The 16,449-nt window shown below is 67.2% G+C and carries 14 protein-coding genes; 9 read left to right on the forward strand and 5 right to left on the reverse strand.

Annotation, left to right across the window (positions count from 1 at the left end):
• Positions 1 to 179: 179 nt before the first annotated feature.
• Together ABGT83_RS06820 and ABGT83_RS06825 are read right to left on the reverse strand one after the other, a co-directional pair.
• Positions 180 to 2,795 carry a heavy metal translocating P-type ATPase gene (locus tag ABGT83_RS06820; protein ID WP_346686603.1) on the reverse strand — a complete coding sequence of 872 codons (2,616 nt, stop codon included), beginning with the start codon at positions 2,793 to 2,795 and terminating at the stop codon, positions 180 to 182.
• Positions 2,796 to 2,891: 96 nt separating this feature from the next.
• Positions 2,892 to 3,218: a metal-sensing transcriptional repressor gene (locus ABGT83_RS06825; RefSeq protein ID WP_103264559.1), complete on the reverse strand. Its 327-nt coding sequence runs from the start codon at positions 3,216 to 3,218 to the stop codon at positions 2,892 to 2,894.
• A gap of 229 nt (positions 3,219 to 3,447) precedes the next feature.
• Between ABGT83_RS06825 and ABGT83_RS06830 the strand changes: the two genes are divergently transcribed.
• On the forward strand, positions 3,448 to 4,206 hold the full coding sequence (locus ABGT83_RS06830; RefSeq protein ID WP_103264558.1) for an SOS response-associated peptidase family protein: 759 nt from the start codon (positions 3,448 to 3,450) through the stop codon (positions 4,204 to 4,206).
• Between the two features lie 198 nt (positions 4,207 to 4,404).
• Here ABGT83_RS06830 and ABGT83_RS06835 read toward each other — a convergent pair whose 3' ends face one another.
• The 3 genes from ABGT83_RS06835 to ABGT83_RS06845 all read right to left on the reverse strand — a co-directional run bounded on the left by ABGT83_RS06835 (position 4,405) and on the right by ABGT83_RS06845 (position 7,160).
• Positions 4,405 to 5,346, reverse strand: coding sequence for a DMT family transporter (locus ABGT83_RS06835; RefSeq protein ID WP_346686605.1), 942 nt, complete (start codon positions 5,344 to 5,346; stop codon positions 4,405 to 4,407).
• 1 nt (position 5,347) lies between these two features.
• Complete coding sequence (locus tag ABGT83_RS06840; protein ID WP_346686607.1) at positions 5,348 to 6,262, reverse strand: helix-turn-helix transcriptional regulator; 915 nt, start codon at positions 6,260 to 6,262, stop codon at positions 5,348 to 5,350.
• Between the two features lie 223 nt (positions 6,263 to 6,485).
• Positions 6,486 to 7,160, reverse strand: coding sequence for an ATP-binding protein (locus ABGT83_RS06845; protein ID WP_346686609.1), 675 nt, complete (start codon positions 7,158 to 7,160; stop codon positions 6,486 to 6,488).
• Between the two features lie 194 nt (positions 7,161 to 7,354).
• On the opposite strand from ABGT83_RS06845, the gene ABGT83_RS06850 reads away from it, so the two are divergent.
• From ABGT83_RS06850 to ABGT83_RS06885, 8 genes are all read left to right on the forward strand, one after another.
• The gene (locus ABGT83_RS06850; RefSeq protein WP_346686611.1) at positions 7,355 to 7,771 is read left to right on the forward strand and encodes an ArsR/SmtB family transcription factor; all 417 of its coding nucleotides are present in this window, start codon (positions 7,355 to 7,357) and stop codon (positions 7,769 to 7,771) included.
• A gap of 97 nt (positions 7,772 to 7,868) precedes the next feature.
• Positions 7,869 to 8,087: a cation transporter gene (locus tag ABGT83_RS06855; protein ID WP_087189829.1), complete on the forward strand. Its 219-nt coding sequence runs from the start codon at positions 7,869 to 7,871 to the stop codon at positions 8,085 to 8,087.
• Positions 8,088 to 8,205: 118 nt separating this feature from the next.
• Entirely contained in the window at positions 8,206 to 10,128 is a 1,923-nt protein-coding gene (locus ABGT83_RS06860; RefSeq protein ID WP_346686614.1) for a heavy metal translocating P-type ATPase, read from the forward strand.
• 345 nt (positions 10,129 to 10,473) lie between these two features.
• Positions 10,474 to 10,869: a hypothetical protein gene (locus ABGT83_RS06865; RefSeq protein WP_129588472.1), complete on the forward strand. Its 396-nt coding sequence runs from the start codon at positions 10,474 to 10,476 to the stop codon at positions 10,867 to 10,869.
• Positions 10,870 to 11,021: 152 nt separating this feature from the next.
• On the forward strand, positions 11,022 to 11,714 hold the full coding sequence (locus ABGT83_RS06870; RefSeq protein ID WP_103264551.1) for a response regulator transcription factor: 693 nt from the start codon (positions 11,022 to 11,024) through the stop codon (positions 11,712 to 11,714).
• On the forward strand, positions 11,711 to 12,715 hold the full coding sequence (locus ABGT83_RS06875; protein WP_346686615.1) for a sensor histidine kinase: 1,005 nt from the start codon (positions 11,711 to 11,713) through the stop codon (positions 12,713 to 12,715). The genes ABGT83_RS06870 and ABGT83_RS06875 overlap by 4 nt, the downstream gene beginning before the upstream one ends.
• A gap of 115 nt (positions 12,716 to 12,830) precedes the next feature.
• On the forward strand, positions 12,831 to 13,511 hold the full coding sequence (locus ABGT83_RS06880; protein ID WP_346686617.1) for an ABC transporter ATP-binding protein: 681 nt from the start codon (positions 12,831 to 12,833) through the stop codon (positions 13,509 to 13,511).
• Position 13,512: 1 nt separating this feature from the next.
• Complete coding sequence (locus tag ABGT83_RS06885) at positions 13,513 to 16,431, forward strand: ABC transporter permease (RefSeq protein WP_346686619.1); 2,919 nt, start codon at positions 13,513 to 13,515, stop codon at positions 16,429 to 16,431.
• Positions 16,432 to 16,449 lie beyond the last annotated feature (18 nt).

Here is a 16,449-nt window from a genome sequence, read left to right on the forward strand (position 1 = left end):
GCGGACTGCGGGACGCGCATGGCCTCGCAGTCCGCATCTCGCGAGCGCCACACGTCGAATGCCAGCCTCGGCGTTCGATGCCGCCGCACGCCGAATGCCCGCCGGACGTCGCCAGCCGGCTCCAGCGTTCGACCCCGGCGTCGACGTCCGCTCGATTGGTTCAGGAACGCGAAAGGTCTCTATTCGACACTGGTCACTTCGTAGCCAGCCTCCACGACGGCCCTGGTCAGCGCTTCCGCATCCACGTCGCGCGCGAGCTTGGCGACAGCGGTCTTCGCACCGAGGTCGACGACGGCCTCCTTTACACCCTCCACGCCTTCGAGGGCCTTCTTCACGTGGGCGACGCAGTGCTGACACATCATGCCTTCGACATGCAGGGTCTTCTCCATGGCGATCTCCTTTTCGTTGTGGTTTTCATCGGGGGTTTCTTTGGGGTCCGCGGCCTCGCCGGGGTCGCCGCCTTCGACGGGCGAGCTCGCGGGAGCGCCCGTCGGCACCTTGGGGAGGTTGGGCTTCCAGCCGCGCAGGCGCAGGGCGTTCGACACCACGCACACCGAGCTCAGGCTCATGGCGGCCGCGGCGATCATAGGGTTGAGGTTTAGGCCCATGAACGACAGCGCGCCGGCGGCCACGGGGATGCACACCGCGTTGTAGACGAGCGCCCAGAACAGGTTCTGCTTGATGTTGCGCAGCGTCGCGCGCGACAGCTGGATGGAGGCGGGCACGTCGAGCAGGTCGCTTCTCATGAGCACGATGTCGGCGCTCTCGATGGCCACGTCGGTGCCTGCCCCGATGGCGATGCCGACGTCGGCGCGCGCGAGCGCCGGGGCGTCGTTGATGCCGTCGCCCACCATGGCCACGCGGCCCTGCTCGGACAGGCGGCGGATCTCGCGCTCCTTGCCGTCCGGCAGCACGCCGGCGATGACCTCGTCGGCGCCCACCTTGCGCTGGATGGCGGCGGCGGTGCGCTCGTTGTCGCCGGTCAGCATCACCGTGCGGATGCCCATGGCCTTGAGCTCGGCGAGGGCGGCGGCGCTCGAGGGCTTCACCGTGTCGGCCACGGCGATCACGCCCAGAAGCTCGCCGTCCTGAGCGAAGAAGAGCGGCGTCTTGCCCTCGTCGGCCTGCCGTCGCGCCTCCTCGGCGAACGCGCCTGCCGCGACGTTGTGGGCCTCCATCATGCGCAGGTTGCCGGCGCATGACGGACGGTCATCGACGAGCGCTGCCACCCCTTCGCCGGGCACCTGCTTGAAATCCTCCACGATCAGCGGGTAGGCCCGCCGAGTGCGCGCGTAGTCGCACACGGCGCGCGCGAGCGGGTGCTCGGATCGGCCTTCGATGGACACCGCCAGCTCCAGCAAGCGCTCCTCGCACACGCCCGGCGCCGGCATCACGTCGGTGACGCTCGGCGCGCCCTCGGTCACCGTGCCCGTCTTGTCGAGCACGACGGTCTTCACGTCGTGGGCGGTTTCCAGCGCCTCGGCCGACTTGATGAGGATGCCGCATGCCGCCCCGCGCCCGGTGCCCACCATGATGGCCGTGGGCGTGGCCAGGCCGAGCGCACACGGGCACGAGATGACGAGCACGCTGATGGCGTGCGACAGGGCAACCTCGAGCGTCGAGCCGCCGAACATCCACACGGCGAACGTTACAACGGCGATGACGATGACCACGGGCACGAACACGCCCGATATCCTGTCGGCGATCTTCTCGATGGGCGCCTTCGTCGACGTGGCCTCGTCCACGAGCCGGATGATGCCCGCCAGCGTGGTGTCGTCGCCCACGCGATCGGCCCGCATGGTGAACCACCCGGTGCTGTTCACGGTGGCGCCGGTCACCGCGTCGCCGGGGCGCTTGTCCACGGGCACGCTCTCGCCCGTGATCACCGACTCGTCCACCGTTCCCGAGCCCTCGAGCACGGTGCCGTCCACGGGGATGCCCTCGCCCGCGCGCACCGCCAGCACGTCGCCTGCGCGCACCTCTTCCACCGCGACGCGCTCCTCGCGGCCGTCCACGAGCCGCGTGGCCTCCTTGGGCGCGAGGTCCACGAGCTTCGCGATGGCGTCGGTGGTCTTGCCCTTCGCGCGCGCCTCGAAGTACTTGCCCAGCGTGATGAGCGTGAGGATCATGGCCGCCGACTCGAAGTACAGGTCCATCGCCGCCATATGCGAGGCGTGCAGGTCGCCCGCGCCCAGCGCGATGCCGATCTTGTAGATGGCGTAGATGCCGTACGCGGTGGCCGCCGTCGAGCCGAGGGCGATGAGCGAGTCCATGTTCGGCGCGCCGTGGGCGAGCGTTTTGAAGCCCACGCGGAAGAACTTGAAGTTGACGAACACGACGGGCAGCAACAGCAGGAACTGCGTGAACGCGAACGTCATCACGTTCGCGTCGCCCACGAAGAACCCGGGCAGCGGCCAGCCGAACATGTGCCCCATGGACAGGTAGAACAGCGGGATCGTGAACACCGCGGACACGACGAGGCGCATGCGCACGCGCCTGGCCTCGGCGGCCGCGTCGGCCACGGGACGCGCCCCGGCCGCGCGGCTTCCGGCACCGGGAGCCTGCTGGCCCGTCGGGACGCGCGCGGCGGCGCCGTAGCCCGCCTTGTCGACGGCGGCCTCGACGGCGCTCGCGACGGCCGACGGCTCCGCGCCGTCGCGATACGTCACCTCCATGCTGTTCTTCAACAGGTTCACGGCGACGTCGGCCACGCCGGGCACGGCCCGGGCGGCCTTCTCCACGCGCGCGGAGCACGCCGCGCACGTCATGCCGGTCACATCGAATGCTTGCTTCACCTCATGCTCCTTCATGGACGTCATGGACGCCCGGCGCAAAGCGAACGGATGTTTCACGTGAAACATCTCGCCCGTCTTTCGCACGGCCTCCTCGGTTTATCGCGAGAACTTCTTCATGAGCTGCATCACTTCGTCGACGACCTCCACGTTGCCGCGCCTGATCTGCTCGACCACGCAGGTTTCCAGGTGGTTCTGCAGCATGAGGGCCGAAATGCTGTGGACGGCGCTTTCGGCGGCGGCGAGCTGCGTGAGCACGTCGCCGCAGTACCGGTTGTCGTCGATCATGGTCTTGATGCCGCCCAGCTGGCCGATGACGCGATTGAGCCGCTTCTGCAGATCGGCCTGCAGCTCCTCCGAGCGCGGCGTCTCCTTGCGACGGCAGCAGCCGCCGGCCTCTGCAGCCGGCAGGTTCTTCTCCGCCATGATGCTCCTTTCCTCTATACCCCGTGAGGGTATCTTAGCGCGAGTATATACCCCTTATGGGTATTGTCAATCCCACGACGCGCGAGCGGCGGGGCGCGCGGTGCTTGGCGGGCGGCGCAGGCGCAAGGCGCAAACCGGCCGTCATGCGAAGGACACCGCGCGGCAGCCTCTCAGTCGGCCGTGAACCGCTACACTGGAGACGTGCAGAAACGCGAGGGAGGAGTAGCCGATGTGCCGCCGTTTCATACCCGTCGACCGCGACGAAGTCGCGCGTATCGCCGCGGAGATCGAGCGCGACCTGGCCGATCACGCCGACGAGCTGGAATCGCTCGATCCGCTGGAGTCTTTCGAGGCGTACCTATCCGCGCCCGCGGGCGACGCTGCGCGGGCCTCCCGCGCGCAGGGAGCGCGCTGTGATGCGGCGACGCAGCTGTCGCTGTTCGACAACAGGCCCACCGCCCCGCCGGCTTCCGCGCCCCCGCCGCGCGCCGAGGCGCTCCCCTCGTCAGTGGTACCGCTCATCGTGGCCACAGGGGACGGATGCGGCCTCGCGGTCGCGCATATGGCCTGGGGATACGAGGTTCCATGGAAGAACGGGCCCGTATTCAACACGCGCATCGAGACGGCGCTGAAGGGTGAGGGCAGCATGTGGTCGCCGTCCTTCGCGCGCCGCCGCTGCCTGATACCCGCCTGGGGCTTCTACGAGTCGCACGCGTCCGAGACGGTGCCGAGCGAGCGCACCGGGCGCCCCGTGAAGCGCCAGTACGCCTTCGAGCCGCTCGACGGCGCGCCGCTCTTGCTGGCGGGCATCCACGATCGCGGCCGGTTCTCGCTCGTCACCACCGAGCCGAACGACGCGGTGGCTCCCGTGCACAACCGCATGCCGCTCGCGCTGGGGCCCGGCGAGCCCGCGCTGTGGCTGCGCGGCGTCTACGCGCCGCTGCTCGACCGCGGCGCCATCGAGCTGCGTGTCGCACCCGAGCGTTAGCGAACGTCGTCTCCGCGGAGACGATGCTCATGCGACGGCGAACCTCACCCCTTGCGGCGGCCAGGCAGGCAAGCCCGACCGCGCCTCCGCCCGCCCAAATGTTTCACGTGAAACATTTGTTCGCGATAAACGTGGCTCTTGTGGCGTTCATCGCGGGCCACGCAGCGTCGGACCCGGCATGCGCCGAGCCAGCGGACGCTACTTGCCGCGCTCGGACAGGAACAGACCCGCGATGGTCAGGGCCACGCCGGCGATGACGGGCGGCGTGAGCGGATCGCCCAGCACGGCCGCCGAGGCCAGCACGGTGAGCGCGGGCACGAGGTAGATGTACAGGCTCGTCTTCACGGGCCCCAGCTCCTTCACCGCCATGTTCCACGTCACGAAGCACAGCGCGCTGGCCCCCAGGCCCAAGAACACGAGGTTGCCCCACATCTCGGGCGCGGCGAGCGAGGCCCAGTCGGGCGAGAAGCCCAAAACGGGCAGCGTCGGAAGCATGAAAGCGAGGCCCCAGGCGAACGTGCGGCGCGTGACGAGGATGCTGTCGTAGCCGAACGTCGAGAGCTTCTTCGTCACGATGGAGTACGCGGCCCACGTGCCCGCCGCGGCCAGCGCCAGCGCCACGCCCACGAGCCCGGTCTGGCCGAGGCCGCCTTCCCCCGTAAGCCCCGCCGTGCCGCCCGAGAAGCTGACCAGGCACACGCCCGCCATGGCCACCGCGAAGCCCGCGAAGAACGGCGCGCGCAGCCGCTCCTTGAGCACGACGGCCGATGCGATGCCGGTGAACAGCGGAGCCGCCGCCACGACCACGCCCACGATGGAGGCCGTGGTGAACGTGAGCGCGATGTTCTCGAGCAGGTAGTACAGCGTGACGCCGGTGGCGCCCGCCAGCATGAACCAGCGCTCCTCCTTGAACCCCCGCACGCGCAGGATGCGCGGGCGCAGCAGGGCGAGCGCGGCGAAGCCGATCATGAAGCGGAAGAACAGGATCTCGATGGGTGCGAGGTGCACGAGCAGCACCTTCGTGGACACGAACGTCACGGCCCACACGAGCACGGTGACGAGCGCCAGCACGTGCCCGCGCACCGCCGGCCGCTGCTGCGTCTGCGCGTCGTCCGCTGCCCGGACGTCTGCCGCGGCCATGTTAGCGCTCCTCGCGCGAGGCGCGCGCGGCGCTGCGGTAGCGGCCCGGCGTGACGCCGTAGAACGACTTAAACACCCGGGTCATGTGCGCCTGGTCGGAGAAGCCGACACGCGCGGCCGCCTCGGCCGGGGCATCACCGACGGCCAGCAGGTCGCGCGCGCGGTTCGCCCGCACGGCCTGCAGGTAGCGATGGGGCGTGAGGCCCGTCTCGTCGGAGAACGCGCGGATGAGGGCGAACCGCGACAGACCGGCGGCTTCGGCCAAATCCGCGAGCGTCAGCTCGGCAGCGTACGCCTCGTCGACGAGCGCCCGGGCGCGAGCCACCGCAGCGACGGCGCCCGTCGGCGCGGCGGACGCCGTCAACGCCGCCCGGCCGCCCTCGCAGCAACGCGCGGCGCGCGCCAGCAGGGCGAGCAGGGCCTCCTCTTCCTCGAGCGGGTCGGCCCCCTCGCTCCAGGCGAACGCGTACAGGCGCGCCATGCAGGCCGAAAGCGACACGTCGCGTGTGACCACCGTCTTGAAGCGATGCGGGCCCGCCACGCCGATCGCCTCGCCCACCACCTGGGAGAACAGCTCGTCGGGAACGACGATGCTGCGATACGCCAGCGGGGCCTCCCCCACGGGCTCGCAACCGTGCACCTCACCCGGCTCGAACAGCACGAAATCGTCGGGTCCCAGCACATGCTCTTCGCCGCGGCAGCGCATGCGGCGGCGGCCGCCCACCATCTGCCCGATGGTCCAGAAATCGTGGAAGTGCAGCGGGAAGGGCTGCACGATGCCCTCGAGCGTGACGAACTCCACGCCCGGACACGGCCCGAACGGCGCGATGCGCCGGTTCTCGGCTCCCATCTCGGGGTCGGCCAAACGAGCGCCCCGCACGTCGGGGCGCTCGTTCCACGCTTCGATCATCTCCATGCAAACCCTTTCGTCCAAGCAGGAAACGATACCACGAACCCGCACGGCCCGCTTGAACGAAATTGCGGGCGGGACGCCGCGACCGGCGGGACGCCCCGAGCTCGCAAGTGCCAAACCCGTACAAATGTTTCACGTGAAACATTCCCGCGGCGATGGGGCTATGGCGCCGCAACGGCGATGGCGCGCCGCTGCGGTCGCCGCTCCCCGTTCTCGCTGCGGGGCGCTACCGCCGCTCGAGCAGATCACCGCACGTGGAGATCACCGCCACCTCGAAGGGCACGTCCTTGCCGCTGCGCTCGAGGGCCGTGCGCGCAGCGTGCTCAAGCCCGCCGCAGCACGGAACCTCCATGCGCGCCACGGTGACCGAGGCGATGTCGTTGCCCGCGAAGACAGCCTCGAGCTTCTGGCTGTAGTCGACGGCATCCAGCTTCGGGCAGCCGACGAGGACGACCCGCCCGCGCAAAAAGTCGCGATGGAAGTCGGCGTAGGCGAACGCCGTGCAGTCGGCGGCGATCAGCACGTGCGCGCCTTGGAAGCACGACGCCCGAACGGGGGCGAGCTTGATCTCCACCGGCCACGTCGTCAGCTCGGAGGGGCGCGGCGCATCGCGGCCGGCCGCGTTCAGCGAGCCCGCGGCGATCTCGGCAGCCCCGTCGGTGGCTCGATCGCGCGCCGCGAGCACGGCCGCCTCGTCGTAGGCTTCGGCCTCGCGCTCGACGAAGGCGATGGCGCCGGTCGGGCACGCGGGCAGGCAGTCGCCCAACCCGTCGCAGTAGTCGTCCCGCAACAGGCGGGCCTTGCCGGCCACCAGGCCGATCGCGCCCTCGTGGCACGCCGAAACGCACAGGCCGCAGCCGGTGCACGCCACCTCGTCGATCTCGATGATCTTCCGTTTCATACTGTTCCTCCCGCATGCATCCTCGACGTACACCCGCGTACGTTCTCGCCAATTTGCCCGGGAGCATAGCACGTCGCGTCGACAGCCCTCGTTGGAAATCCAACAAGCGAGAATTTCCCTCGCTTTACCCTTGACACGCCTCGCCTCCTCCGTATACTTATGAACAGTTGATCATATGTTGAGAGGTTGACAGGATGAAGCAAAACCAGAGCACAACCGCGACGACGCCCGACGATGGCTCCGCCCCGGCGGAGAGTGCGCACGACAACGGCTGCTCGTGCGGCTGCGCTGAACATGCAGGCGCGTCCGAACCAGGATCCGAGAGCATGCCCGACGAAGAGTTGCTGTACGACTTGGCCGACCTGTTCAAGGTGTTCGGCGACACGACGCGCATCAAGATGCTGTACGCGCTCATGGGCCAGAAGCTGTGCGTCGCCGACCTCGCTGAGCTCATCGGCGCCACGCAAAGCGCCGTGTCTCATCAGCTGCGCACGCTCAAGCAGGCCCGCCTCGTCAAGTTCCAGCGCGACGGCAAGAACGTCATCTACTCGCTGTCTGACGATCACGTGTACACCATGCTCGCCCAGGGCATGACCCACATCTGCGAATAGAGAACGATCGATGCGTACAGATGTTTCACGTGAAACATCTCGCTCGGAGACGGAATCAGGGATAGCGCCGCTCGCGGCGCACGTGAAAGGACGAACTATGCGCAAAGCCTTCAAGCTCCAAGACCTCGACTGCGCGAACTGCGCGGCCAAGATGGAGAACGCCATCTCGAACATCGACGGCGTAAAAAGCGCCACGGTCAGCTTCATGACGCAGAAGCTCGTGCTGGAAGCCGACGACGACCGCTTCGAGGCGGTGCTCGACGAGGCCGAGCGCGCGTGCCGCAAGATCGAGCCGGACTGCGTCATCCTGCGCTAACCGCCCGCTGACAATCGAAGCGTCGTCCTGCAAGACCGCGAACGGATGTTTCACGTGAAACAGTCCGACGCTGCGGCGCGCCCTTTCCCGAACCATACGAAAAACAAGGTTGGAGATCATGAACAAGAAACAGAAACGCACGAGGAACCGCATCGTCCTCGCCATCGCGCTGTTCGTCGTCGTGTACGTCGTGGCGGAGCTGCTTCCGCTGTCGACGTGGCTCGGTAGCGAGACGACTGCGCTGTGGGTGGAGTTCGCGCTGTTCCTTGTCCCCTACCTCATCGCCGGCTACGACGTGCTGCTGCGCGCGGCGAAGAACATCGGCCACGGCCAGGTGTTCGACGAGAACTTCCTCATGAGCGTGGCCACCATCGGCGCCTTCGCGCTGGTGCTGTTCCCCGACAGCGACCCGCACATGGCCGAAGGCGCGGCCGTTATGCTGTTCTACCAGGTGGGCGAGCTGTTCCAAAGCTACGCCGTGGGTAAATCGCGCAAGTCCATCGCCGACATGATGGACATCGCGCCCGACTTCGCCAACGTGGAGCGCGACGGGCGGCTCGTGCAGGTGGACCCCTACGAGGTGGCCGTGGGCGACGAGATCGTCGTCAAAGCCGGCGAGCGCGTCCCGCTCGACGGCGTGGTGGTGAGCGGCACGTCGCAGCTCGACACCGCGGCCCTCACCGGCGAGTCGGTGCCGCGCGAGGTGCGCGAAGGCGATGAGATCATCTCGGGCTGCGTCAACATGACCGGCCTCATCACCGTGCGCGCGACCAAGCCCTTCGGCGAGTCCACCGTGAGTCGCATCCTCGAGCTCGTGGAGAACGCAGCCGAGAAGAAGGCCAAGACCGAGAACTTCATCACCCGCTTCGCGCGCTACTACACCCCGGCGGTCGTCGGCATCGCGGTGCTGCTGGCCGTCGTGCCGCCGCTCGTGCTGGGCCAGAGCTGGTCCGACTGGGTGCAGCGCGGGCTGATCTTCCTCGTGGTGTCGTGCCCCTGCGCGCTCGTCATCAGTGTGCCCTTATCGTTCTTCGGCGGAATCGGCGGCGCCTCGCGCCTCGGCATCCTCGTAAAGGGCAGCAACTACCTGGAGACGCTCGCCGGCACCGAGACGGTCGTGTTCGACAAGACCGGCACGCTCACCGACGGCTCGTTCAACGTGGTTGCCGTGCACCCCGCCTCCGGCATCGACCCCGACCGGCTGCTGTCCATCGCGGCGCACGCCGAGGCGTACTCGAACCACCCGATCGCCCTGTCGGTTCGCGCGGCCTACTCGGGCCCCCTCGATCAGCAGCGCATCGACGACGTGCAGGAGCAGAGCGGCCACGGCGTGCGGGCGCGCATCGACGAGCACGTGGTGCTCGTAGGCAACGACAAGCTCATGAGCGAGTGCGGCGTGGGCTGCCGCGACTGCGAGCTGACCGGCACCATCCTGCACGTGTCGCTCGACGGCGACTACATCGGCCACATCGTCATCGCCGACGTCGTGAAGCCCGACGCGGCCGAGGCCGTCGCCGCCTTGCGCGCGGCCGGCGTGAAGAAGACCGTCATGCTGACGGGCGACCGCGCCGACGTGGCCGCCGCCGTGGCGAAGGAGCTGGGCATCGACGAGTTCCGCGCGCAGCTTCTGCCCCAGGACAAGGTGGCGGAAGTGGAGAAGCTCCTCGAGGAGACGCACGAGAGGGGCGCCGGGAAGGGCAAGCTGGCGTTCGTGGGCGACGGCATCAACGACGCGCCCGTGCTCACCCGCGCCGACATCGGCATCGCCATGGGCGCGATGGGCTCGGACGCGGCCATCGAGGCGGCCGACGTCGTGCTCATGGACGACAAGCCGTCCAACATCGCGCGGGCGATCGGCATCGCCCGCAAGACCATGGGCATCGTGTGGCAGAACATCGTGTTCGCCCTCGGCGTGAAGTTCCTCGTGCTGATCCTGGCGGCGGTGGGCATCGCCAACATGTGGCTGGCCGTGTTCGCCGACGTGGGCGTGGCCGTGATCGCCATCCTCAACGCCATGCGCGCCATGAACGTGAGAAAGTAGCGGGCCACAAGGGTCCGGCTGTTGATAAACCGCTGCGATGCCGCCCAGGGGCGGCATCGCACGTTTGGCCAGACGGGAACGCTAGCCTGGCGTTTTCGCCAGGCGGCAGCCAGCTTGGGAAGTCGGCGCTGCAGGGTGTGATTTGCAGTGGCGCAAGAAGTCGGAACGATACTTCCTTCGCCCTTCGATACAGGGCGAAGTTTGCTCTTGACACTCATTGCGGTATATATGTCGGATGCATCCCACTCTGCGCACGGTAACATCGCGCCGATGAGTCGGCAACGGTTGCGCGACTGCTCGCGAACCAAGATCGCGCTGCGTCCGCTCTTTGTTAGGCTGATCCGCATGGACACGCGAAAAACAACTGAAACACCCGCCGATCGGCCCATCCGCCCGAAAACGCGACAGGCGCTCATGATCGCGCGCTGGAGCATCGCTCTCGTCTGGGCTGGAGCGGTCGTTGTTTTGTGGCCTGCCATTCCCCGCCTGTTCGCCACCTTCCTGCTGACGTTCCTCTTGACGAACGCGCTGTGGCAGCATGTGCCCCTCAAGCGCGCCTGCATCATGGCGTTCGCGCTCACAGGCTTAGCCGCCATCATCGGCGAACTCGCGCTGGGCACTTCCGACTTCGCCGCAGTGCCGGTACTTTGGCTCGTGGACGCCCTGGGAGCGCTCATCGGCGCGCTCGTTTCCTACATCGCAATGCCGCTCGTCGACCGGGTCTTCAACCCGCAGCGCTAGACGCGCTCCTTCGACATCCGTATCGGGCGCAAGAGCGAACCTCCCTGCCTGCCCCATTCCGAAGATCTTGCCTTCAGCTGTTCCTTGTCTGCGCGGCCACGCTTTTTCTGCTACCGTGTTCGCAAACGTCCGCAGGAGAAGGAGCCGAGCACATGCGCATACTCATCGTGGAAGACGACGCAGCAATCGTGGCCAGCTTGACCGACCTCTTGCATCGGGAGGGATACGAAACGGAGCATGCCGACGGACAAGGCGCAGCCGCGACGCTCTTGACGAGCGCACGGTTTGACCTCGCGCTCGTCGACGTATCACTCGCGCAGGGCAACGGGTTCGCCGTGTGCGCGGCAGCGAAGGCGGTCGAACCCGCGCCGGCCGTGATATTCCTTACGGCCTCGGACGACGAATACAGCACCGTGGCCGGCCTCGATATGGGCGCCGACGACTACATCGCCAAACCCTTCCGCGCCCGCGAGCTGCTCTCGCGCATCAAGAGCGTCCTGCGCCGCACATCGGGATCGTCTGCGACCCTGCACCTGGGAGACGTGGAAGTGGATCCAACGGCCGCCGTCGTGCGCAAAGCGGGACGCGAGGTGCAGCTGACCGCGTTGGAGTATCGGCTGCTTCTGCTGTTCGCGCAGAGCCAGGGTCGTCTGGTCACGCGCGAGCATGTGCGCAACGCCATCTGGGACAGCGCCGGCGAGTATGTGAGTGACAACACGTTAAACGTGTACGTGAAGCGCCTGCGCGACAAGATCGAGGACGACCCGGCCGACCCCAAGCTCGTGCTCACGATGCGCGGCTTGGGATACAAGGCGGGCCCCGTCGAGGAAGGAGGCGCACGATGAGCCTTCTGCGCAATCGCTCCTTCGCGGTGGAGCTCGCCGTGCTGGCGGCTGCGCTCGGCGTCGTTGACGCGCTCGCATGGGCACTCGCCGGGCCGGGCGCGGGGCTTGCGGCGCTGACGTCCCTCGCCCTTGCCTGCGCCCTCTTCGCCGCATTTTCAACCCGGCGCTACCGCGAGATTGCGCGCCTGGCCGCCGAGGTGGACGAGGTGCTGCACGGCGGCCGGCGCATCGATTTCGCGGACTACCGCGAGGGAGACGTGGCCGTGCTCAAGAACGAGCTGGCGAAGATGACGGCCGCGCTCGCGGGGGCCACCGAGCGCCTCGGGAAGGAGAAGGCCGCGCTCGCCGATGCGCTCGCCGACGTGTCGCACCAGATAAGAACGCCGCTCACGGCGATCGGCCTCCTGGTGCCCGCCATCGAGGACGCTGCGGGCCACGCCGAGCGCACGCGCGCCCTGCGCGAGCTAGAGACGCTCGTGGAGCGTGTGGGGTGGCTCGTGACCACGCTCCTCAAACTGGCGAAGGCCGACGCCGGGGCCATCCGCGTGCAGGCCGCGCCCGTGGACGTGGAGCGCCTCGTACGCGACGCGCTCGCTCCGCTAGCAGGCGCGTTCGACCTACGCGGCGTGGCCTGCGAGGTGGACGTGGCGCCGGGGGCGTCGTTCACGGGGGATGCCGCCTGGTCGGCCGAGGCGCTTGGCAACGTGCTGAAGAACTGTCTGGAGCACACGCCCGCCGGCGGCACGGTGCGCCTGAGCGCCTCGGAGGACGCGGTGGCGCTCAGGCTGCGCGTGACCGACACGGGCCCCGGCATCACACCCGAGGACGTGCCGCACCTGTTCGAACGCTTCTACCGCGGGGCAGGCTCCGAGGGCTTCGGTATCGGACTCTCTCTCGCCCGTTCGCTTGTCGCCGCGCAAGGCGGCACGCTGCGCGCCGGAAACGACCGTGCGACCGGCGGCGCGCAGTTCGACTTCACGTTTCCCAAGATGGTGGTATAACGCGCGGAACTTCAGCGAGGTTCAAGATGACAATTTCGTAATGCGGGTTTCATGCCGGTGCAACCGCGCGATGGGACACTGTCCGTAGAGGCTCAAGCGAGAAAGGCAGAAACCTATGGACATCCTCACGGTCGAGCATCTGACGAAGGTGTACGGGCAGGGCGCGACGGCGCTCAAGGCGCTCGACAACGTATCGCTCTCCATTGCCCAGGGCGAATTCGCGGCCATCGTGGGCTCGTCGGGTTCCGGCAAGTCGACGCTGCTGCACCTCATGGGCGGCGTCGACCGCCCCACGTCGGGCACCGTGCGCCTGGCCGGCGCCGATGTGTATGCGCGCTCCGACGAGGAGCTCGCGGTGCTTCGACGGCGCGAAGTGGGACTGGTCTACCAGTTCTACAATCTCATTCCCGTGCTCAACGTGGTGGAGAACATGACGCTACCCGTGCTCATGGACGGCCGACCTGTCAACGAGGAGCGCTTGCGCACGCTGCTCGACGGCCTGGGGCTGCGCGGCCATGAGGGCTTTCTGCCCAACCAGCTCTCCGGCGGCCAGCAGCAGCGCGTGGCCATCGGGCGCGCGCTCATGAACGCGCCTGCCGTGGTGCTCGCCGACGAGCCCACCGGCAACCTCGACTCGCGCAACTCTCTTGAGATCATGGCGCTTCTGCGCGATTCGAACCGCCATTTCAACCAAACGCTCGTCGTCATCACCCATGATGAGGACATCGCCTGCACGGCCGATCGCGTGATCGCCATCGAGGACGGGTGCGTCGCCTCCGACGAGAGGCGGCGCTAGCATGGGCATCTTCACGCGCTTCACACTGCGGTCGCTCGCCAGAAACCGCGTGCGCACCGCCGTCACCGTGGCGGGCATCGCGCTTTCCACAGCGCTTATGACCGCCGTGCTAACAAGCGTCGGCAGCATGCAGGCGGCGCTCTTGGAGCGCACCGTTGCTGACGAGGGATCGTGGCACATCTTCACCACCGATGTATCCGACGAGGCGCTGAACGCACTTGAAGCCGACGGTCGGACAAGCGACATCGCGACGTTCGAAGAGCTGGGCTCAGCCAGACTCTCGGAGGTGGAGTCGTACACCTACGGCGAGTTCGTGGCGGTGCGCACGCTGCCCGAGGAGGCAAAAGGTTCGTTCAATCCGGACAACCAGCCGCTCGCCATCATGCCCGAACTCGTGGAAGGGCGCATGCCCGAAGCGGCGGACGAGATCGTACTTCCAGACTACGCGCGCGGCGCAGAGCTGGGCGCTGACGGCGAAGGCGGAGCGCGGACAAGCGGACCTCTTGCCGTGGGAAGCATGCTCTCGCTCGATCTGGGAACACGCCTGTACGATAACGGAAGCGGCGAGCCCGTCGTGTTGAGCAGCGTCGACGAATGGCTACACTCCGTCGAACAGGGCACCGGCACGGTGAACGAAGAACTGGGCGACGTGTCCGAGCGGACGTACCGGGTGGTGGGATTCTACGAACGCCAGTCTCCTTTCACGGGCAACAATTTCACCGCAGCGTACTCCTCTATCGTGGCGCTCACGACCCCTGACGAAACAGAAGGTGCACTCACGGGCGCCTACGTGCGCACGCAGGGCATCGGCAGCCTGGAGGACATGCAGGCGCTCATGGTCGAGGCCACCGGCGTGGAAAACGATGCCTCGACGCATTTCCACACGAACATCTTTCGCTATCTCGGCGTATCAGATGACCGGCCCATCTGGGGGACGCTCTGGTCCATCGCGGCCGTACTCGCGCTCGTGATCGTCGTGGCATCGGTGTCGCTCATCTACAACGCCTTCGCCATCTCGGTGGCGGAACGCACGCGCCAGTTCGGTCTCCTTGCTTCACTCGGAGCGTCGAAACGACAGCTTAGGCGCACGGTGGTGACCGAGGCGCTCGTGCTGGGGATCGTGGGCGTGCCGCTGGGGCTCGCGCTCGGCGTGGCTGGGACAGCTGGTGCTTTCGCCGTGTCGCAGGAAGCGTTCGTTTCGATCGTCGGCTCCGGAAGCGGCGTACCCGTGCAGGTGGACCCGCTTATGCTGGCCGCCGCCGCGGCGCTCTCGTTCGCAACGCTCGCGGTCAGTGCCTGGGTACCGGCCCTACGAGCAAGCCGCGTATCAGCCGTCGATGCCATCCGCCAGACGCAGGACGTGCGCCTGTCCAAACACGCCATACGCAGCTCGGCTGCAGGAGCATCGTCTGGAAATCTCGTCAAACTCGGTTTCGCTGGCCGGATCTTCGGCGTGCCGGGCTTCGTGGCGCACCGCAACCTCTCCCGCTCGGCATCCCGCGGACGCACCGTGGTCGCTTCCCTTGCCGTGAGCGTCGTGCTTATCGTTGCCACCGGCAGCCTGGCGGCCGCGATGTCCCCCATTGCCGACCGCGCGGGCCGCGGCGGTGCGGCAAGCGAAGCCGACATCATCGTATCTGCCCATGTCGAGCCGACAGCCACCGGCATGGTCGACGATCTGTCGGATCACGGTGAAGACCTCGATCGATTCCTTGACGAGACGCGCAGTATCGAGGGACTCGAGTTCCTCGGCTCAACGCGGCAAGGTCAAGCTGAGGGCATCATCCCCGCCACCATGATCACGCCCGAGGCGAAAGGCGTGCGCGAGCGCATCGATGCCGAGCGCAACGCAGATTTCGTGCCCCCGAGTTTCGGCGAGCAAGGCGACTATTACGGCTCTGTATCGCTGTTCTACCTCGATGACGCTTCCTGGCGCGCACTCGTGGCCGAGCTCGGTCTTGACGAAATCGAGTACACCAACCCGGACAACGTGCGCGCTCTCGGACTCAACACGTTTCAGGAGACGCTCATGGATGGGACCTACGTGTCGGCCGTGCCGTTCGCGAGCACGGGAAGCATCGACCTTTACGCCATCGACCGCCCCGAAGGATTCGCTTTCATGGGCATTCTCGACAGCGCCGAAGGACCGCTCGTATCCTACATGAACGTGGTGGATCCTAAAGCTCCTGCGCAGACGGTTCCGCTCGATGATGTTGCGACGCCGATCCCGATCGAGGTAGGCGCGCTCGCAGATGAGGAGCCAGACGCTCTCGGCGCCGTCGGTGCAAGCGGACAGTTCCCCGCGCTCATCCTGCCCGAAAGCGCTGCAGCATTCAATGGCGACTACCAGACCAGCCCATTCACGTACTCGTTCGCGGGCTTCTCGTTCAAGGCCTCCGATCACGCGAAGGCCGCCGAAGAGCTGAAGAAGATGGCTGCAGGCTTCGAAGGCGTCTCCATCAACGTGAGCGACCTCGCAGAGAGCGCCCGCCAGGACCGCCTCGTGATGCAGGCCGTGCAACTGTTCGTGATGTGCTTCTCCATCATCATGGCCCTCATTGCAGTGGCGAACGTGTTCAACACGCTGGCGAACAGCATCATCCTGCGTACGCGGGAGTTCGCGGTGCTGAAGTCGGTGGGTATGGGCAACCGCGCGTTCGCCCGGATGCTCACCTATGAATGTGTAAGTTATGCCGTGCGGGGTCTGCTTATCGGCCTTGCGGCGGCTGCGGCGGTAGCATGGGCGCTACATCAGGCGACCGCGATGACGTTCGCGGGCACGACGTTCTCGCTACCATGGTCCTACGTCGGAGCCGCAGTGGGCGTAGTGCTCGCGGTGCTGGCGCTCAGCGTTGCCTACGCGCTCGCTCGTGCTCGCGCCGGCAGCATCGTGGAGGCCCTGCGCGACGACGCAATCTAGGGGTTCTTCATGAGCAAA

Origin of the sequence: Enteroscipio rubneri (assembly GCF_963929405.1) — a bacterium.
In the GTDB taxonomy this organism is placed as follows: Bacteria; Actinomycetota; Coriobacteriia; order Coriobacteriales; family Eggerthellaceae; genus Enteroscipio; species Enteroscipio rubneri.